At 62.8% G+C, this 12,098-nt stretch carries 13 protein-coding genes, 2 tRNA genes and 1 other RNA gene; 7 read left to right on the top strand and 9 right to left on the bottom strand.

Going from position 1 to position 12,098, the window contains the following annotated elements:
• Positions 1-13: 13 nt before the first annotated feature.
• Positions 14-406: RNase P RNA component class A (gene rnpB / locus ACIQT2_RS01985), an RNA gene on the top strand.
• Positions 407-417: 11 nt separating this feature from the next.
• Here rnpB and ACIQT2_RS01980 read toward each other — a convergent pair.
• Positions 418-1,152 (bottom strand): acyltransferase, encoded by a 735-nt coding sequence (locus ACIQT2_RS01980; RefSeq protein ID WP_402943060.1) that lies wholly within the window; start codon positions 1,150-1,152, stop codon positions 418-420.
• 46 nt (positions 1,153-1,198) lie between these two features.
• A complete protein-coding gene (locus ACIQT2_RS01975; RefSeq protein ID WP_402943057.1) occupies positions 1,199-2,287 on the bottom strand; it encodes a polysaccharide deacetylase family protein in 1,089 nt (362 codons plus the stop codon).
• A gap of 262 nt (positions 2,288-2,549) precedes the next feature.
• Here ACIQT2_RS01975 and ACIQT2_RS01970 point away from each other — a divergent pair, with 262 nt between their 5' ends.
• The 3 genes from ACIQT2_RS01970 to ACIQT2_RS01960 all read left to right on the top strand — a co-directional run bounded on the left by ACIQT2_RS01970 (position 2,550) and on the right by ACIQT2_RS01960 (position 5,234).
• The gene (locus ACIQT2_RS01970; RefSeq protein WP_400331720.1) at positions 2,550-4,037 is read left to right on the top strand and encodes a glyceraldehyde-3-phosphate dehydrogenase; all 1,488 of its coding nucleotides are present in this window, start codon (positions 2,550-2,552) and stop codon (positions 4,035-4,037) included.
• 70 nt (positions 4,038-4,107) lie between these two features.
• The gene (locus tag ACIQT2_RS01965; RefSeq protein WP_387437088.1) at positions 4,108-4,317 is read left to right on the top strand and encodes a hypothetical protein; all 210 of its coding nucleotides are present in this window, start codon (positions 4,108-4,110) and stop codon (positions 4,315-4,317) included.
• 116 nt (positions 4,318-4,433) lie between these two features.
• Complete coding sequence (locus ACIQT2_RS01960) at positions 4,434-5,234, top strand: HNH endonuclease family protein (RefSeq protein ID WP_402943053.1); 801 nt, start codon at positions 4,434-4,436, stop codon at positions 5,232-5,234.
• Here the strand turns inward: ACIQT2_RS01960 and ACIQT2_RS01955 are convergent.
• From ACIQT2_RS01955 to orn, 4 genes are all read right to left on the bottom strand, one after another.
• A complete protein-coding gene (locus ACIQT2_RS01955) occupies positions 5,219-6,049 on the bottom strand; it encodes an acyltransferase domain-containing protein (protein WP_402943050.1) in 831 nt (276 codons plus the stop codon). The two genes, ACIQT2_RS01960 and ACIQT2_RS01955, sit on opposite strands and share 16 nt — an antisense overlap.
• Before the next feature lie 3 nt (positions 6,050-6,052).
• Positions 6,053-6,625 (bottom strand): peptide deformylase, encoded by a 573-nt coding sequence (gene def / locus ACIQT2_RS01950; protein ID WP_400331729.1) that lies wholly within the window; start codon positions 6,623-6,625, stop codon positions 6,053-6,055.
• A gap of 130 nt (positions 6,626-6,755) precedes the next feature.
• A tRNA-His gene (locus tag ACIQT2_RS01945) sits at positions 6,756-6,831 on the bottom strand.
• 130 nt (positions 6,832-6,961) lie between these two features.
• Positions 6,962-7,597 (bottom strand): oligoribonuclease, encoded by a 636-nt coding sequence (orn, locus tag ACIQT2_RS01940; protein WP_402943046.1) that lies wholly within the window; start codon positions 7,595-7,597, stop codon positions 6,962-6,964.
• A gap of 149 nt (positions 7,598-7,746) precedes the next feature.
• Between orn and mptB the strand changes: the two genes are divergently transcribed.
• Positions 7,747-9,303: a polyprenol phosphomannose-dependent alpha 1,6 mannosyltransferase MptB gene (mptB, locus tag ACIQT2_RS01935; RefSeq protein ID WP_402943044.1), complete on the top strand. Its 1,557-nt coding sequence runs from the start codon at positions 7,747-7,749 to the stop codon at positions 9,301-9,303.
• On the opposite strand, the gene ACIQT2_RS01930 is transcribed toward mptB, so the two are convergent.
• The gene (locus ACIQT2_RS01930; RefSeq protein ID WP_402943042.1) at positions 9,296-10,006 is read right to left on the bottom strand and encodes a DNA alkylation repair protein; all 711 of its coding nucleotides are present in this window, start codon (positions 10,004-10,006) and stop codon (positions 9,296-9,298) included. The genes mptB and ACIQT2_RS01930 overlap by 8 nt on opposite strands.
• A 56-nt stretch (positions 10,007-10,062) precedes the next feature.
• On the bottom strand, positions 10,063-10,644 hold the full coding sequence (locus tag ACIQT2_RS01925) for a single-stranded DNA-binding protein (RefSeq protein WP_402943040.1): 582 nt from the start codon (positions 10,642-10,644) through the stop codon (positions 10,063-10,065).
• A gap of 224 nt (positions 10,645-10,868) precedes the next feature.
• On the opposite strand from ACIQT2_RS01925, the gene ACIQT2_RS01920 reads away from it, so the two are divergent.
• A tRNA-Arg gene (locus ACIQT2_RS01920) sits at positions 10,869-10,941 on the top strand.
• Between the two features lie 44 nt (positions 10,942-10,985).
• Here the strand turns inward: ACIQT2_RS01920 and ACIQT2_RS01915 are convergent.
• Positions 10,986-11,432: an SRPBCC domain-containing protein gene (locus ACIQT2_RS01915; protein WP_402943038.1), complete on the bottom strand. Its 447-nt coding sequence runs from the start codon at positions 11,430-11,432 to the stop codon at positions 10,986-10,988.
• An 86-nt stretch (positions 11,433-11,518) separates the two neighbouring features.
• Between ACIQT2_RS01915 and ACIQT2_RS01910 the strand changes: the two genes are divergently transcribed.
• Positions 11,519-12,058, top strand: a complete 540-nt coding sequence (locus tag ACIQT2_RS01910) for a DUF6993 domain-containing protein (RefSeq protein ID WP_402943036.1) — start codon at positions 11,519-11,521, stop codon at positions 12,056-12,058.
• Positions 12,059-12,098: the final 40 nt, after the last annotated feature.

Raw genomic sequence — 12,098 nt, 5'->3', positions numbered from 1 at the left:
ACTGTACGGCGGATGGGTTGACCAGGCGGCCGCGCGCCACGAAAGTGGCTCGAGGAACGTCCGGGCTCCACAGGGCAGGGTGGTGGGTAACGCCCACTCGGGGTAACCCGCAGGCAAGTGCCACAGAAAACAGACCGCCTGCGCCGACCGGTGCCTGCACCGGTTGGTTGGCAGGTAAGGGTGAAACGGCGGTGTAAGAGACCACCAGCTCCCTGGGTGACCGGGGAGGCTAGGTAAACCCCACCCGGAGCAAGGCCAGACAGGACACGTTCGAGGGCTGCCCGCCCGAGTGTCCGGGTAGGCTGCTGGAGGGCGTCGGCAACGGCGTTCGTAGATGGATGGCCGCCACTCCCTTGCCGGTAACGGCTCGGGATGACAGAACCCGGCGTATCGGTCAACCCATCCACATACCCCCTGTCAGTGGTGGTCGTGCCAGCCGCTGAGTTCTTCGAAGATGGGGACGTCCTCCGCGGTCAGGTTCCAGTACTCCTCGCTCTTGGGCACGGATGCGGCATCCGGCTTGTACGGGGGACTGGTGAAGGAAAGGTGCGGCCTTTCCCATGCCACGTCGCGCCGGACCACGCGGGCGGGTGAACCCACGGCGATGACGTTGTTGGGGATGGTTCCGGTGACGATGCTGCGGAACCCAATCACTGAACCGTCGCCCACGCGTGCGCCGCCCAGGGCCACAGCCTGGGCGCCAAACCACACGTGGTTGCCGATGACAACGTCCCTGGCGGGGTTGACGCGACGGCCCGTGGCGACGTCGAAGATGGGATGCCCATCGTCGGTCCGGAATTGGGTGCTGCTGGCGATCATGACGTCGTCACCGAACATGACGGCGGCTCCCTCCACTGCGCTGACCACGGCGACGCTGGTGGTGGTGAAGTCTGCGCCTGTGCGTACCGTTGAATCCTGGCCGACTCGGACGTTCATGCTGAACGGCGACTTGTTGCTGGGACCGATGACGAGCGTGCCGTTGTCGCAGTCGAAAACGGCCTGCAGCTTGGCAATACGGGCGCCTTCCGCGACGATGATGCGGTTGTTCCTGCCTCGAAAGGTCACCGCGATGCCGGTTTCAATGGCCCTGGAACACTCGATGCTGTTCCCGGACCCATCGCTGTGGTCAGCCAGTACTGAGAGTTTGTTCACCTTGGCAGCGTACCGGGAGCTTTTTGGCCCTCAGACGCAGCGTTGCCTAGACCGCGACGAGCCTGACGTCGCGGCTGGCAGCATTGATGGTGACCTCCAAGGACTTCACATCAAGGGGGACGGTGGCCAAGTGGCGCAGGTGCAAGGTGCCCCCGACCGGGACCACGTGGTGGCGTGTCGATTCACCGATCACTGAAGTTACGGCTGTACCTGCGGGCGCGGAGACCGTAGCCGTCAGCTCACGTGTGGAGCCGGGAATGTTCTGCCGGTATTGCGGATAGGGGATGGCTTCCGCGAAAGGGTTACCCGAATCTGTGACCAGGATGTTGTCGCGATGGGTGCTTGAAGCGTCGGCCGCGCCCAGCCCCGATGCCGTCAAAACCAACAGCGAACCCTGGTCCCTTTGTTCCACGAGATAGTCCAGTATGGCGGTGAACGCCTCCATGGACTGCCGGTCTTTGACGCCCAGGTTGTTGGCGTGCCACATCATGACGATGCCGGCCCTCCACTCCCGGGCCCGGTCCACCAAAGCCGTTGCCCGTCCTGGCTCCGTGTAGAGGTCCAGGCTGTAATGGTTCTGCCCATCCCGCAGCACGCCATCCAGGGGACGGTAATAACTGTCCGGGAGATACCCGGAGGCCAAGGCGTGGAAGTCGTGGATCAGCCTGCCAGCAGCTGTTCCAGCCCAGGCTGCCACCGTCCTGGATGGCATATGGCCGTCATAGCGGATGCTGGAACCGCCCGGGGGAGCGAAGCAGTCGATCGGAATGCGGGGCAGGAAGCGGCCGAGATCCTGCAGTGCCCCCACGATTTCCTGGTGCAAGGCGTCGTCCCCGGACGCGTCCCTGTGGGTGGCGCCATGGTTCCACACCTCGCCGCCGTGCTGCAGGCAGTAGTGCTGGATGTTCTGCCAGGTATCGCTTTCGGTGGGTACGCTTCCGATCCGTTGGGTGGTGGTGACCCGCGTGAACGGCAGGTTGCGCTCAACCAGGAGCGGCAGCACTTTGTCCCTGAAGTCGCGTGCGCCGTCGTCGAAACGCAGGGCCACGGCACCCCGGCCGCCTGTGCCGATCCGGCCGCCCTTCCGGGCCAGGAGCGCTTGGCGGAGCAGCTCGCGCCGCACTGGATGAGTCACACCCGGGAGTCTACGGGACACCCGTGTGAGTGATTTCACGCATCCGGGCGGCCACTGCGCCGGGATCCAGCCCTAGAATGGTTACTGAACGTAGAAGTTCTGCCGCCGGGTCTGCGTTCGCAGCCGGCGGATTTTCTTTGCTCTCGTTCAAGGCGCCGTGGGTGGACCGAAGCCCGCAGCGCATGTGCCGCAGGACTACTCCGGGCGGCCGACGCCATCTGCATACGAAGACGTATGTGGTTGACCCAAGGAAGGTAGTTCTGTGAGCCAGACGTCAGATTCTTGTCTTGATAAGTGGATGGGCCGGGAGGCCCTCGCCGAGGCCATGATTCCGGTGATCGGCCGGCTGTACCGGGAAAACAACGTGGTCACCAGCATCCACGGCCGGAGCCTGATCAACAAGTCCACCATGAACATCCTGAAGGCCCACCGCTTCGCCCGCCGGATGAGCAATACAGAGCTGCTGCTCGAAGAGACCGCGCCCCTGCTGAATGCCTTGGCTGAGCTGGAGCTCGGCGCTGCCGCGATCGACATCGCCCGGCTGACCGAAAAGTACCGTGCAGAAAACGGCGCTGTCTCCCTGGATGAGTTCCTTCGCGCGGAGTTGGCTGACGTTGTGGGCAAGCGCGGCGCGGACGACCGCACCAGCACCGACGTCGTCCTCTATGGCTTTGGCCGCATCGGACGTCTGCTCGCCCGCCTCCTGATCGAAAAGGCAGGCGGCGGACACGGGCTGCGCCTCCGTGCGATCGTTGTGCGCAAGGGCGCCGAGAACGACCTCGTCAAGCGCGCCAGCCTGCTGCGCCGCGACTCCGTCCACGGTTCCTTCGAAGGCACCATCCGGGTGGACGAGGAAGCCAACACCATCACGGCCAACGGCGTCCAGATCCAGGTGATCTACTCCGACAACCCCGCCACGGTGGACTACACCGCCTTCGGCATCAAGGACGCACTGGTGGTGGACAACACCGGCCGCTGGCGCGACGCAGATGGCCTCTCCCAGCACTTGCAGAGCAAGGGTGTTGCCCGCGTCCTGCTGACCGCCCCCGGCAAGGGCGACCTCAAGAACATCGTGCACGGCATCAACCAGGCCGACATCACCGACGAAGACAAGATCGTCACCGCAGCCTCCTGCACCACCAACGCCATCACCCCCGTGCTGAAGGCCCTGAACGACAAGTTCGGGATTATCCACGGGCACGTGGAGACCGTGCACTCGTTCACGAACGACCAGAACCTGATCGACAACTTCCACAAGGGCGACCGCCGGGGACGCTCCGCTGCCCTGAACATGGTGATCACGGAAACGGGCGCCGCCAAGGCCGTAGCCAAGGCCCTCCCGGAGTTGCAGGGGAAGCTCACCGGCAACGCCATCCGCGTTCCCACGCCGGATGTGTCCATGGCCATCCTCAACCTCAACCTCGCCAACGGCACCACGCGCGATGAAGTGAACGACTACCTCCGCGAGATGTCCCTGCACTCGCAGCTGCGCAAGCAGATCGATTACATCGATTCGCCGGACGTTGTTTCCACTGACTTCGTAGGGTCCCGCCGGGCCGGCATCGTGGACGGGCTCGCCACGATTTCCAACGACAAGAACCTGGTTGTCTACGTCTGGTACGACAACGAGTTCGGCTACTCCTGCCAGGTTGTCCGCGTGATGGAGGAGATGGCCGGCGTCAACCCGCCGTCGTTCCCCGCCCGCGATATCGTGGCCCCCATCGCGGTGCTTGAGGCAGCCAACGCCTAAGCCAAAGTGTTACCTGGGTTTCCCGGCTGGGTTACTGGAATCAGCCGGGAAACCTGCTCACAATGGGGTCATGGAAAATGAATCTACGTTGGAGCACGAAACCACGCTTGAACACGCCTTGGACGTGGCCAAGGCCAACCACAAGCAGGCACAAAAACTGCTGGACCAGGCCGTCGCGGCCAATGCTGCCGGCGATGTCACGGACGAGCGCGTTGAGCAATTGCGGGGACTCCTGGCAGTGGCAGCCGAGGACCTGCAGCGCGTGATGCGCGAGCAATAGGCCAGCTATCCTCCATCCACCGTGTGACTCTCCCTGCACACTGTGGACAGCGGCTTCGTTGTCGGTGTTTTGTCCTACGCTCGAAGGGCAACGTCACCCCGATTGAACGGAGCCCCTTGAGTATTACGTGGTCTGCCTACAAGCGTGCCCGCCGCCGGTCCCGGCAAGCCTGGGCCATCCTGGGGCTGCTGGCCGCCACCGTAGTGGGTGGACTGACGTGGTTTTTCACCGCCGGGCAGTTCGATGCTGTGGGCCCGTGGGTCGCAGGCCCAACGGAGGCGCCTGTCTTTGACGCCGCCTGGATGAAGCCGCTCCCGGGCGCCGTCCGCGTCCAGGCCCAGAAAGCGTCTGAGGCCCTGGACCAGCTCGAGGTGAAGGGCAGGTCGTCGAAGAGCGACTATGACCGCACCGCTTTCGGTCAGGCCTGGCTGGATGTTGACCGCAACGGCTGCGACACCAGGAACGATATCCTCCGCCGCGATCTCGCAGGCGTCGAGTTCACCACTGGTTCCACCTGCAAAATCGCCGCGGGAGAAATCCAGGAGCCCTACACTGGCGCGTTTGTGTCGTTCCGGAGGGGGCAGGACACCAGTTCACTCCTCCAGATCGACCATGTGGTGGCGCTGGCCGACGCCTGGCAGAAGGGGGCCAAGCAGTTGTCTGCCCAGCAACGCCAGATGCTGGCCAACGATCCGCTGAACCTGATTGCCGCTGACGGACCCGCAAACGTCAAGAAGGGGGCAGGGGACGCCGCAACCTGGCTGCCGCCCAACAAGAACTTCCGTTGCCATTATGTGGCCCGGCAAATATCGGTGAAAACGGCTTACAAACTGTGGGTCACACAGGCCGAGAAGGACGCGATGAAGCGTGTCCTGGCTTCGTGTCCGGAGCAGCAGGCCATTTACAACGAAAGGTGACCATGCCCCAGTTGCCAGGTGCCGCCGTCGTCGATCCTCTCCAGAACCAAGCGCTGCAGTGAGGTTTCGCGTGGCAGTGCGTCCAAGCCTTCGAGCCCACGGTGCCGGAACGTGAAGTAGACGGCATCGGTGGGTGCGTCCGTGCAGCGGTCCAGGGTAAAACGCCTGGCGAAGGACGCGATGTTGCTCTCCGGAAGGTGGTTCGCCAGGTAGGGATCAAGCATCCATGACTCGCAAGTGGCTGTTGCAACGGGCTTGTCGGGAAAATGGCCGGCGAAGAACAATTTCGCGTCCCTGAAACTGGCGTCAACGGCGGCTGGCGCGAGAGCCCCGGCCTCGGGAATGTGGACGCCCAGCACCCAAGAACTTTCCTGCCCGTCTTCAGCCTCGGGTGGCTGCCGTCGGACCAAGTGAAACTGCAGCCTTCCCAGCCGGAAGAGATTCCCCGCCATGTGCAGGGTCAACCAGGACCAGGTGTCCAGCCCAAACCGGCCGTGAACACGCCTGTTGATGCGCAGTTGGAGTCCCACGTCCGCCAGGGACGCGGCTGACACCTCAGGAGTAATGCCCAAGCCGAGATGATAGGAATGCACCAACGGCGCGAACCGGAGCAACGCAGTAATCCATTCGGACTCCGTGGGTCCGTTGGAGATGACGCTGTCCGAGGGGAAGGTTCCCAGCCTGGCCTGCAGCGCCTCGAGAGCCTGCTGGACGCCGGGGCCCGGAGTTGCCCCAAGCAGGTCCGCGCATTCCCGCGCATCCTCGCCTGTGATGTCGAGGAGTTGGAACAGCTGCGCGCGGTCTCCGGTTGCCATGGGTTAGTGCCCGAACGGATCGGGGTCGACCCCGGGCATCCAGGTCAGCCCCGGGACTCCCCAGCCGCTCTTCTTCGCCTGCTTCATGGCTTTCTTCGCATAGCGGTCCACGAGGCGGTTGACGTACAGCTTGCCGTCCAGATGGTCGAACTCGTGTTGCATGACGCGGGCGAACCAGCCCGTTGCCTCGAACTCAACAGGTTTTCCGTCGCCGTCGAAGCCCTGGACGCGGGCCCACTCGGCCCTCTGGAGAGGGTAGTGCTCACCGGGAAAGGACAAGCACCCTTCAACATGCTCCTCGGGATCCGGAAGGGCGCCCGACACCTTGGACAGGGTCAGGACAGGGTTGACCAGGACGCCTTGGTCCGGCGCGTCGTCATCGTTGGCGTACTTGTAGACGAAGATCCGCTTGCCCACTCCGACCTGGGGTGCTGCCAGGCCAACCCCGTTTGCGGCGTCATTCGTTTCGAACATGTCCGAGATCAGCTGGCGGAGTTCGTCGTCAAAGACGTCCACTTCGCTGGCCCGGCGGTGGAGGACAGGCTCGCCCCAGATGGTGATTGGCAGGACCGTCATGTCTGTACTTCCTTAGTCAGTGGCTGCGACCCCTGGTGACTCCGGCAGGAACCACCAGCGGACCAACAAACAAAGGCCGCACCGGATATCCGGTGCGGCCTTTGGGAACCGGCTTTCCAGCCAATCCCGGTGGGGTGAGCGACGGGGGTTGAACCCGCGACCTCCTGGACCACAACCAGGCGCTCTGCCAACTGAGCTACGCCCACCATGCGCCTCTGGGTCTGACCGTTTGACCGGCTTTCCGTGAAGGCAACGACAAATAGCTTACCTGCTGTTTGGGGGTTCAAAGTCCACTTTTGCCGGTTTCACCGAAAAAACCCCAAAAAATGACGCAGATCACACGTCGCCGGCGGCCTTGAGGGTCTCCGCCGAGGCTGTCGTCTCCTTGGAAATGCGCTGCGCGGTAGCGGTGTCCGGTCCCGGGGCAGGCACAAACACAGCTTCGCGGTAGTACCGGAGTTCGTCGATGGAGTCCTTGATGTCACCGAGGGCCCGGTGGCCACCATGCTTCGCCGGTGCTTGGAAGTAGGCGCGTGGGAACCAGCGGCGGGAGAGTTCCTTGATGGTGCTGACATCAATGACGCGGTAATGCAGGTGTTCAATCACGTTGGGCATGTCGCGCGCGAGGAACATGCGGTCGGTGCCCACGGAGTTGCCGCCAAGCGGCGCCTTGCGGGGATCCGGAACCCATTTCTCGATGTACTCCAACACCAGGGCTTCGGCCTCGGCCATCGTTTTGCCATGGGGGAGTTCATCAAGGAGCTTGGAGCGTGTATGCATGTCGCGGACGAAGTCGTTCATCTGTTCCAGCGCTGCGTCGTCAGGTTTGATGACGACATCCACGCCATCGCCAAGAATGTTGAGCTCGGAGTCGGTCACGAGCGCCGCTACTTCGATCAAGGCGTCGTTGACGAGGTCCAGGCCGGTCATTTCGCAGTCGATCCAGACGATGCGTTCATTAGTAATAGGCACGCGCCCAGCCTATCGGTCAGGTTCCTGCCAGTGCTCCGATGGTACGATTTTTGGGCACGGCAGTGTCATTTCTTCCTGCTGTGACCCACCTCCGGAGATTCGTAATTCCGTCCCGAAACATCAACGGGCAAACGATTGGATGAAACCACATGACGGTGCCCGTACCCGCCGCCCAGAAGGCCGGGAGAGCTGCGGCGCCCGTGGGGACCGCAGCAGCCGAGGTGGACAACCCCCGTTCCCCGCTCATCGCCGGTTTCATCGGATCCATGTTCCTCGTCTTCGGTTCCCTGGGAGTCGGTTGGCTCGCGCCGGTATCGGAATTGAGGCGGCTGCCGCTGTTTATTTGGATGCGGACCGAGGGCCTTGGTGTTGGGCTGTCAATTGTCCTTCTGGCCATCGGTGGAATGTTGTTGGTCAGGGCATGGCTAAGGCTTGGCCAGCGCGTCAGGGTGTGGGGGTTGGAAGCCCGTAAGGCTACCCTGAAGGCCGTGGTGGCCTGGGGCCTGCCCATGATGTTCACGGTTCCCCTCTTCAGCAGGGATGTGTATGCCTACATTGGCCAGGGCCGCCTCATGGTCGAGGGGATCAACCCCTATGAGAATGGCATCTCCGCCCTGCCCAACTACTTCCAACTGGGCGCCGACAAAATGTGGACCGAGGCGCCCGTTCCGTACGGGCAGTTGTTCCTGTGGATCGAACAATTCGTTGTCTGGGTGACGAATGTCCAACCTGAAGCCTGCATTATGCTGTTCCGGCTCGTGGCGGTGGCAGGCGTCATTCTTTGCATCATCTACGTCCCCAAACTGGCTGAACTCCACGGAGTGAACCCGCATCGCGCACTGTGGCTGACTGCGGCAAACCCCTTGTTCCTGACCAACTTCATTGCGAGCGTCCACAACGATGCCCTGATGATCGGCTTGGCACTTGCCGGATTGTATTACTGCGCAACCCGCAGGGTGGTCCTCGGTATCGCGCTGGTGGCCTTCTCCATCTCGGTCAAGCCGATCACCGTCGTGTTCCTGCCGTTCATTGGATTGTTGTGGGCGGGCAAGGGAGCATCCTGGCCCCGGAAGTTCCTGTTCTGGTTCCTGACGGCGGCCCTGACCCTGGGCATCCTTTACGCCATGGGCCTCGTCAACGGCTACGGCTTCGGTTGGATCAAGGGCCTGTCCGCCCCGGGCAGCGTGTGGATCTGGTATGCCCCCATCGGCCTGATCGGATTGATTGTGGCTTCCATCTTCAACGTCTTCGGACTTGATGGCTGGGGCATGGCCAAGTGGGTGTACGACGCCGGAAAGCTCCTGATGCTTGTTGCTGTGGGGTGGCTGGTGTTCCGCGGAGATTACGACCGGCTGATGCGCCGTCTCACTTTGGCCTTCGCTGCCATCGTGCTGCTGGCACCCATGATCCAGTCCTGGTACGTCGTGTGGCTGATTCCGCTGTTTGCCGTGACCGGGATCCGCAACGACTGGCAGGTCAAGGCAGTGTATTTTGTGGTTTCCTTCTTCATGGTCTACGCCATCTCCGACCAATTGGACGTCTTCCCGTACCTGCAGAGCGAAGATCTTGGCTTGGCGTTGACCCTGGCCCGGAACGCCGCAGCCATCATCGCGTTGCTCTTTGCCGTCTACCTGATCTTTGTGGACCCCAAGACCAAGAGCCTGTTCCGCAAGCGTGACGAGCCGGGGCTCCGCCCCATCATTTGAGGCCGTCCTGGCCCCTTGGCCTTGCGGACAGCAACCGCAGTGCTTCCCGGGTGGAAAGGGGACTGAGCGCGGGAGCGTTCTCGGCCGCGAAAGCCCTCACCGAAGCGGGGTCCGTTTTGCTGAACTCCCGCAGCGCCCAGCCGATGGCCTTGCGGATAAAGAATTCCTTATCCGCAAGATTGGCCTGGATGACCACGGACAGCAACGCGGTGTCAGTCTTCGCTTTGGCGCCAAGTTGCGCCGTGATGGAAGAGCGTCGAATCCACATGTCCTGGTCCGCAGACCATTGGACCAGCAGCGGCCTCATGATCTCCGGATGCGCCAACAACAGGGCTCCAATACGGTGGGCAACGCCGTCCACCAGATCCCACCAGGCCCCGGTCCTGATGATTTCCTCATACACGGGCAACATGCCGAGGTCTTCCTTCACCAGCGGAAGACCCGTCAGGTCGATGGCGGCGTATCGTTCCTCCCGGGCCTCCGCGTTGCGCCACAATTCCAGCACTGCCCGACGGACATCTTCCGGTGACGCGAGCGGAAACTGTTTGGCGGCTTCTTTGGTGATCCGGCGGACTTCGGGGACCCTCACCCCCAGCGATGGCATCTCGGACTTCATGTACGCCTGGGCGCCCCGTCCACGATCGGCGTCCGCCGCCGACCGGAGGGCTGAACGGATCGCCTCAAGGAGTTCGGTGTTGTGCATGCCTCAACTGTAGGACGGGACACCACACATGTTCCTGGGCGTAGCCCGGCCCGGCATCAAGCCACGGCGTCCGCCAGCTCACCGGTCTCCGTGTTTACCAGCATCCTGTCCGGATCCTCGGATCCTTCCGTGCCAACGGCGTCTTCGCTGTCTGCAGGGGGAGTAGGTCCGTCCATGGCGGATTCCCAGTCCTCGCTGGAGCCATCGGGCCGAGGAGCCGTTGCCCCGGCTGCGAGGTCCAGACGGGTATCCGTTGGGGCCATCTCCGGTGCCGGGGAAGTTGCGCTCATCCGCGTAAAGTTCGCCGAGCCCCACATGAGGTCGTGCCCCACGGCCTCGGCATCCACCTCGGCCACGTGGTAGATCTTGCCCTCGTGCTCCCATTGCCTGAGCCGCAGCCGGCCCACCACAATGACGCGCTGGCCCTTTTTGAGGCTGCAGCCCACGTGCCCGGCCAAGTAGCGGAAGGACTGTACCGTGTACCAATTGGTATTGCCATCCACCCAGGCGTTGTTTGCCCGGTCGTAGCGCCGCTCTGTCGTCCCCAGCCGGAACGAAGCGGTGGATGTGCCGCGGATGGTGGTGGAACTCTTGACTTCCGAAGCTACAAAGCCGCGGAGGGTGATGACGTCGTTCATTTGCGGTCCTTCCCGAAGTGGAGATTGCCTTTCCGGCTCCTTCAGCTTCGGCCAGCCGCAAGCGTCGAGGCACTCCCTCGGGCGCCTATGTGCATAACCGGACCCAAACCGACGTCTGTGGAGGGCCAGTGCCGGCTGGGGCGCGCGTCTGGCGGCCAGGGGAAGGAATGCACTGTAAACTCTTTGTGGCGCCAAACAGCCCATGCTGTCCGGCGATCCCGTACGCCCCAGTAGCTCAGGGGATAGAGCAGCGGCCTTCTAATCCGCCGGTCGGGGGTTCGATTCCCTCCTGGGGCGCAAGCATCCCCCGGAACTCACCACGAGTTCCGGGGGATCGTTGCTTATTGACCAGGCTTCCCCGCCTCAAGAAGCTCTTTGAGGTTCTGCAGCACCATGCCCCATGTGGCGGTGGACTGATGCACTTCCTCTGTGCTCCTGTTGTTTCCCTGCACGATGGTTACCGACGTTCCCTGACCCGCGTCCGCCAGTCGATACTCAACGGTGTGGTAGTTTTCCGGAGCGTCGGGCAATCCCGTTGAAGGGCTGAAGTGTGTCGTTTTCACGCGTTCCATGGGCTCGAACTCCAGGACGGCGCCTTTGTCCTCGTAGGAGTTGCCGTTGTATTCACCCGAGTAAGTGATGGGATCGCCCACCTTCCACGTGGTCTCCACGTTGGTGCCAAGGAAGTACTTCCTGATGATGGCGGGGTCGGTCAGGGCCCTCCATACGTCCCCGCGCTCCGCCGCGACCGTCACTGTGGCTTCCGCATCCGGAATCTGTGCGTTCACGGTGCGCCTCCTTCGTCCATAGATGCGTCCGTTTGGTCCAAACCCGTAGGTCAGGGCAACGCTACGCCCGAAGGGGCGTCCGTGGAATGGCAGAATGGCTGTGTGATGAATGGGGGAGCACAGTGAACCGGCAAAGCGACACGTCCAAACGGCTGGGCGGGGTCTTGCTGTCCTCGCTGGTGGTTGCTGCGGCACTGACCTCCTGCGCGCCGGCACAGCCCTCCAGCACTATCGCACAGCAGACCATCAACCCAGCGCAGCCTGCCACCGCCCAGGCCGTATCGCCAACCGTCCCGCCGGCATCAACGGCCGCGGGGACAACTGCCGATCCTGCTGTGACGGCAACCGCCCAAACCGTGGAAACTACGCTCAAGAACCTCGTTTCCACCACCCCCAAGCCCAGCCAGGAAGCGGTGCGGGCCGCCTTGGTGGCCGCGGGTATCCCAAAGAACAACATTGAGGTGTCCGCCGGCCGGACACCCACGGGCCTCGATGTCGATGCCATGGAAGCGGCGGCCCTTGCCGGAAGCAGTTGCGTCATGGGACAGATCCGTGATGGTGCCGTCGTGGTGACGGTACTTCCTGTCCTGGCCACTGGAAAATGCTTCATCGGAGACGCCAGATAGCTTCACCCGCTTCGACCGAATGTGAGTTCTGCCCGCCAAG

The organism is Paenarthrobacter sp. NPDC090522 (assembly GCF_044769225.1).
GTDB lineage: Bacteria > Actinomycetota > Actinomycetes > Actinomycetales > Micrococcaceae > Arthrobacter.
Note: the sequence above shows the minus strand (reverse complement) of the source record. Positions and strands in the feature narration are given on the sequence as shown.

What these genes read in the sequence shown, in the direction of transcription:
- ACIQT2_RS01955 (WP_402943050.1), bottom strand. Translation starts at nt 6,049, where the DNA reads ATGGCAACCGGAGACCGCGCGCAGCTGTTCCAACTCCTCGACATCACA.
- ACIQT2_RS01925 (WP_402943040.1), bottom strand. Translation starts at nt 10,644, where the DNA reads ATGAACGACGTCATCACCCTCCGCGGCTTTGTAGCTTCGGAAGTCAAG.
- ACIQT2_RS01910 (WP_402943036.1), top strand. Translation starts at nt 11,519, where the DNA reads ATGGCAGAATGGCTGTGTGATGAATGGGGGAGCACAGTGAACCGGCAA.
- ACIQT2_RS01930 (WP_402943042.1), bottom strand. Translation starts at nt 10,006, where the DNA reads ATGCACAACACCGAACTCCTTGAGGCGATCCGTTCAGCCCTCCGGTCG.
- mptB (WP_402943044.1), top strand. Translation starts at nt 7,747, where the DNA reads ATGACGGTGCCCGTACCCGCCGCCCAGAAGGCCGGGAGAGCTGCGGCG.
- ACIQT2_RS01965 (WP_387437088.1), top strand. Translation starts at nt 4,108, where the DNA reads ATGGAAAATGAATCTACGTTGGAGCACGAAACCACGCTTGAACACGCC.
- def (WP_400331729.1), bottom strand. Translation starts at nt 6,625, where the DNA reads ATGACGGTCCTGCCAATCACCATCTGGGGCGAGCCTGTCCTCCACCGC.